This window comes from Kitasatospora sp. NPDC101157, from assembly GCF_044768255.1.
Taxonomy (GTDB): Bacteria; Actinomycetota; Actinomycetes; order Streptomycetales; family Streptomycetaceae; genus Kitasatospora.
Window position 1 is genome coordinate 230,272 of sequence record NZ_JBIWPL010000013.1, and the last position, 6,000, is coordinate 236,271.

A 6,000-nucleotide genomic window follows, 5' to 3' on the forward strand; every position below is an offset into this window, starting at 1 on the left:
CCGTCCGCTTCGCCGACGGCCTGGCCACCCTGGCCGCCCGCGGCGTGCGCCGCCACCTGGAACTCGGGCCGGACGGCGTGCTGTCCGCCCTCGTCCAGGCCGACGGGGCCGTCCAGGCCGACCCCGCCCGCCCGGTGGTCACCGCGACGGCCCTGCGGCACGGCCGCGACGAACGGACCACCCTGCTGACCGCCGTCGCCCGGCTGCACGCCGACGGGCTGGCACCGCACTGGCCCGCCGTCTTCGAGGGCACCGGCGCCCGCCGGGTCGACCTGCCCACCTACCCGTTCCAGCGGCAGCGCTACTGGCCCGAGCCCACCCCGGCCCCGGCCCCGGCCACCGCCGGCGGGGAGTTCTGGACGGCGCTGCGCACCGGGTCCCTCGACGCGCTGGCCGACACCCTCGACGTCGACGGCGACGCCCTCGCCAAGGTCCTGCCCGCGCTGCGCGACTGGCACGACCGGCGCGAGGAGCAGGCCGCCGTGGACGCCCTCCGCCGGCGGATCGTCTGGCAGCCGCTCGACCGGGCCCGCTCCGGCGCCCCGGCCGGCACCTGGCTGGCCGTGCTGCCGGCCGGCCACGGCGACGACGCCTGGGTGGAGACCGTGCTCGGCGCGCTCGGCCCGGACACCGTCCGGCTGACCGTCGCGGCCGGCCTCGACCGCGCCCGCCTCGCCGAGGAGCTCGCCGAACTCCCGGACGCGGATGGCGGATTCGGCGGAGTGCTGTCCCTCCTGGCGCTCGACGAGAGCACCGCGGACGGCGCCCCCGCCGGACCGGCCCGGACCGCCACCCTCCTCCAGGCCCTCGGCGACGCCCGGATCGGCGCCCCGCTCTGGTGCCTCACCCGGGAGGCCGTCGCGGCCGCCCCCGGCGACCGCGTCACCGGCCTGCCGCAGGCCGCCGTCTGGGGCCTCGGCCGGGTCGCCGCCCTCGAACTCCCGCAGCGCTGGGGAGGGCTGATCGACCTGCCGGGAACCGTCGACCGGGACGCCGCGGCCCTGCTGGCCGCCGTCCTGGCGGACCCGGCCGGGGAGGACCAGCTCGCCGTCCGCCGCACCGGCCTGTTCGCCCGCCGACTGGCCGCCACCCCCGGCGGATCCGGCGACGACCAGGGCCTCTGGGAGCCCAACGGCACCGTACTGATCACCGGCGGCACCGGCGCGCTCGGCGGCGAGGTCGCCCGCGGCCTCGCCGCCGCCGGGGCCCGGCACCTGCTCCTGCTCAGCCGCCGGGGCCCCGACGCGCCCGGCGCGGCCGGACTCCGCGAGGACCTCACCGCCGCCGGCGCCACCGTCACCATCACGGCCTGCGACGTGGCAGACCGGGAGGCGCTCGCCGCCGTCCTGGCCGCGGTGCCCGCCGACCAGCCGCTCAGCGCCGTCGTCCACGCCGCCGGCGTCCTCGACGACGGCGTGATCGACGGCCTCGACCCGGACCGCTTCACCGCCGTCCACCGGGCCAAGGCCGCCTCGGCCCTGCTGCTCGACGAACTGACCGCCGACCAGGACCTGGCCGTCTTCGCCCTGTTCTCCTCCGCCTCGGCCGCCGTCGGCAACCCGGGCCAGGGCAACTACGCGGCCGCCAACGCCCTCCTCGACGCCCTCGCCGAGCGCCGCCGCGCCCACGGGCGGGCGGCCACCTCGATCGCCTGGGGCGCCTGGGCCGGCGGCGGCATGGCCGCCGACACCCGGGCCGCCGAGGCCGCCCGCCGCACCGGCATCCGGCCGCTCGACCCGGCCGCCGCGGTCAGCGCACTGCGCCGGGCCGTCCTGGACGACGCCCCGACCACCCTGGTGGCCGACGTCGACCCGGAGCGCTTCGTGCGCGCCTTCACCGCCGTCCGGCCGAGCCGTCTGCTCGCCCAGCTGCCCGGCTACGCCGAGCCCCAGGGCCCCGGCGGCGACACCGGGAACGGCCGCGAACTGCGCGCCGAACTCGCCGCACTGCCCCCGGCGCGCCGCGCCGCCACCGTGCTCGGACTGGTCCGCGGCCGGGCCGCCGAGGTGCTCGGACTGCCCGGCATCGAGGCGGTCGGCCCGGACAAGGCCTTCCGGGACCTCGGCTTCGACTCCCTCGGCGCCGTCGAACTGCGCAACCGGCTCGGCGCCGCCACCGGCCTCGACCTCTCCCCGACGCTGGTCTTCGACCACCCGAGCCCGAGCGAGCTCGCCGAGCACCTGCTCGGCCTGCTGCTCACCGGACCCGGCCAGGACCGCACGGACGCCGAACCCGAGCGGGACCGCCTGCGGGCCCTCGTCGAGTCCGTCCCGCTGGACCGGCTCCGGCGCAGCGGGGTGCTGGACGAGTTGCTGAAGCTCGCCGGCGGCGCCGCGGACGGCGAGGCCGCCGAGAACGCCGAGGACGACGACGCCATCGACGCGATGGACCTGGACGACCTGGTGCAGGCCGCCCTGCGCAACGACCCCGATCACGCCCAGGACTGACGGAGTTCCCATGACCACGCCCCACGACAAGGTAGTCGCCGCTCTCCGGTCCTCGCTGAAGGAATCCGAACGGCTGCGGCAGCAGAACCGCCGACTGCTGGCCGCGGCCACCGAACCCGTCGCCGTGATCGGCATGGGCTGCCGCTACCCCGGCGGGATCGGTTCGCCCGAGGACCTCTGGGACCTGGTGGCGAGCGGCGCCGACGCGACCGGGGACTACCCGGCGGACCGCGGCTGGGACCTCGGCGCACTGCGCGACGCCGGCGTCGACGAGCGCGGCACCAGCGTCTCCCGGCGTGGCGGCTTCCTCGACGCGGTGTCCGGCTTCGACGCGGACTTCTTCGGGATCTCCCCGCGCGAGGCCGTCACCACCGACCCCCAGCAGCGGCTGCTGCTGGAGACCTCCTGGGAGGCCTTCGAGCGGGCCGGCCTCGACCCGACGGCCCTGCGCGGCAGCCGCACCGGGGTGTTCCTGGGCACCAACGGCCAGGACTACGCGTACCTGCTGGTGCGCTCGCCGGCCGACGTCACCGGCGACATCGGCACCGGCATCGCCGCCTCCGCACTGTCCGGCCGGCTCTCCTACACGCTCGGGCTGGAGGGCCCGTCCGTGACCGTGGACACCGCCTGCTCCTCCTCGCTGGTCGCCCTGCACTGGGCGGTCCAGGCGCTGCGGGCGGGCGAGTGCACGCTGGCGGTGGCGGGCGGCGTCAACGTGATGTCGACCCCGGGAGCACTGCTGGAGTTCAGCCGGCAGGGCGGGCTGGCCCCGGACGGGCGGTGCAAGGCCTTCGCGGACGGGGCGGACGGCACCGGCTGGTCGGAGGGCGCGGGCGTGCTGGTGCTGGAGCGGCTCTCGGACGCCCGGCGCCACGGGCACCGGGTGCTGGCCGTGGTCCGGGGCTCGGCGGTCAACCAGGACGGTGCCTCCAACGGGTTCACCGCGCCCAACGGGCCGTCCCAGCAGCGGGTGATCCGCCAGGCGCTGGCCAACGCCGGGCTGTCCGCCGCCGAGGTGGACGCGGTCGAGGGGCACGGGACGGGGACGCCGCTCGGCGACCCGATCGAGGCCCAGGCCCTGCTGGCCACCTACGGGCGAGGACGGGAGGCCGGCCGGCCGCTCTGGCTCGGCTCGGTCAAGTCGAACCTGGGCCACGCCCAGGCGGCGGCCGGGGTCGCGGGCGTGATCAAGACGGTGATGGCGATGCGGCACGGGGTGCTGCCGAAGACCCTGCACGTGGAGCGGCCGTCCGCGCGGGTGGACTGGTCGGCGGGCGACGTACGGCTGCTGACGGAGGCGCGGGAGTGGCCGGGCGGGGAGCGGCCCCGGCGGGCGGGAGTGTCCTCGTTCGGGATCAGCGGGACGAACGCGCACGTGATCGTGGAGCAGGCGCCGGAGGAGGCCGTGGAGGAGCCTGCGGCCGTGGTCGCCGGGCCGGTGGTGGTGCCGTGGGTGGTGTCGGCGAAGTCCGAGGCCGCTCTGGGCGCCCAGCTCGCCCGGCTGGCCACGGTGGGCGGCTCGCCCGTGGACGTGGGTCTGTCGTTGGCGGGGCGGTCGCGGTTCGGGCACCGGGTGGTGCTGGTGGACGGTGTGGAGGTCGCGCGGGGTGCCGCGAGCGAGCGCTCGACGGCGTTCCTGTTCTCGGGTCAGGGGTCGCAGCGGTTGGGGATGGGGCGGGAGTTGTATGCCCGGTTCCCGGTGTTCGCGCAGGCTTTCGACGCGGTGTGTGCGGAGCTGGACCTGCCGCTGCGGGAGGTGGTGTGGGGGACGGACCAGGATCGGTTGAACCGGACGGATTTCGCCCAGGCGGGGTTGTTCGCGGTGGAGGTGGCGCTGTTCCGGCTGGTCGAGTCACTCGGCGTACGCCCGGAGTTCGTGGCCGGGCATTCGATCGGTGAGGTCGCTGCGGCGCATGTGGCGGGGGTGTTCTCGCTGGCGGACGCGTGTGCGCTGGTCACCGCTCGTGGCCGGTTGATGCAGGCGCTGCCCTCCGGTGGCGCGATGCTGGCCGTGCAGGTCACCGAGGAGGAGGTCCGGCCGCTGCTGAACGCCGAGGTGTCGATAGCGGCGGTGAACGGCCCGTCCTCGGTGGTCGTTTCGGGCGCGGAGGACGCGGTCGCGGCGGTCGAGGCGCACTTCGCGGACCGGAGGACCAGCCGCCTGCGGGTGTCCCATGCCTTCCACTCCCCGCTGATGGACCCGATGCTGGACGAGTTCCGTACCGTCCTCAACGGGCTGACGTACAGCGAGCCCTCGATCCCGCTGGTCTCCAACCTGACGGGTGAGCTGGTCAGCGGCACGACCGACGCGGACTACTGGGTGCGCCACGTCCGGGAGACCGTCCGCTTCGCCGACGGCCTGGGCGCCCTGCGCTCGGCCGGGGCGACCGCCTTCCTGGAACTCGGCCCGGACGGCGTCCTGTCGGCCCTCGCCGAGGAGGCCGCCTCCCCGGCCGTCCCGCTGCTGCGCCGGGACCGGCCGGAGGAGGCCGCAATGGTCACCGGCCTGGCCCGGCTGCACGTCACCGGTGTGCCGGTGGACTGGGCGCGGCTGTTCGACGGCACCGGCGCCCGGCCCGTCGACCTGCCCACCTACCCCTTCCAGCACGAGCGTTACTGGCCCGCCCCGGGCAGCCTCACCGGGGACGTCGTCGCCGCCGGACTGCTGGCGGCGGACCACCCGCTGCTCGGCGCGGCGGTGCCGCTGGCCGGCACGGACAGTGTGGTGTTCACCGGACGGCTCTCGCCCGGCACGGTGGCCTGGGACGGTGACGCGGACGTCCTCCCTGCTGCCGGGTTCCTGGAGCTGGCACTCCGGGTCGGCGACCACGTCGGCTGCGACCGGGTCGAGCGGCTGACCGTCACCAGCCCGCTGCCCCTGGGCACCGGCGACGGCACGATGGTCCAGATCCGTGCGGGCGCCCCGGACGGGAGCGGCGCCCGGGCGGTGACGTTCTTCTCGCGTCCCGACGGCCCCCTGGACGAGCCGTGGACCGAACACGCCACCGGGCTGCTGACCACCGGAGCGCGCACCGCCGACTTCGACGCCACGGTCTGGCCGCCGGCCGGCGCGGCACCGCAGGGCGAGGGCGTCTGGCGGCGGGGCGAGGAGACCTTCGTCGAGGCGGTGCTTTCGACCGGGGTGGCGGGCTTCGGTCTGCATCCGGCGTTGCTGGCGGCGGTGGTGCGGGCGGATGGCCGTGGGCTGGTGCCGGTGGGGTGGTCGGGGGTGTCGTTGCATGCCTCGGGGGCGTCGGTGGTGCGGGCCCGGTTGGTGCGGACGGGTGCGGAGACGTTGTCGCTCGCCGTGGCGGACGCGTCCGGGGAGCCGGTGCTGTCGGTGGAGTCGCTGACGCTGGGTGAGCCTCCGGTGGTGGTGCAGGGTGCCGGGGCGGGCGGGTCGTTGCTGCGGCTGGAGTGGGTGCCGGCGCCGTCCCGTACGGGCGGGCCGGTGTCGGTGATGGCGCTCGGCGCGGAGACGGCCTCGCCGGCCTCGCCCGTCTCGCTGGCGGAGGTGCCGGATGCGGTGCCGGATGCGGTGCTGGTGTCCGTG

The 6,000-nt window shown here is 76.7% G+C and carries 2 protein-coding genes (1 of these 2 only partly in view); both read left to right on the forward strand.

Annotation, left to right across the window (positions count from 1 at the left end; all coding sequences use genetic code 11):
* Positions 1 to 2,447, forward strand: the end of a protein-coding gene (locus ACIRVF_RS25100) for a type I polyketide synthase (protein WP_402821866.1). The gene continues 25,846 nt to the left of window position 1, outside the view; the window shows 2,447 of its 28,293 coding nt (coding positions 25,847–28,293); its start codon lies beyond the left edge, outside the window; its stop codon occupies positions 2,445 to 2,447.
* A 10-nt stretch (positions 2,448 to 2,457) separates the two neighbouring features.
* On the forward strand, positions 2,458 to 6,000 hold a 3,543-nt coding region (locus tag ACIRVF_RS25105; protein ID WP_402821846.1), incomplete at its 3' end, for a type I polyketide synthase.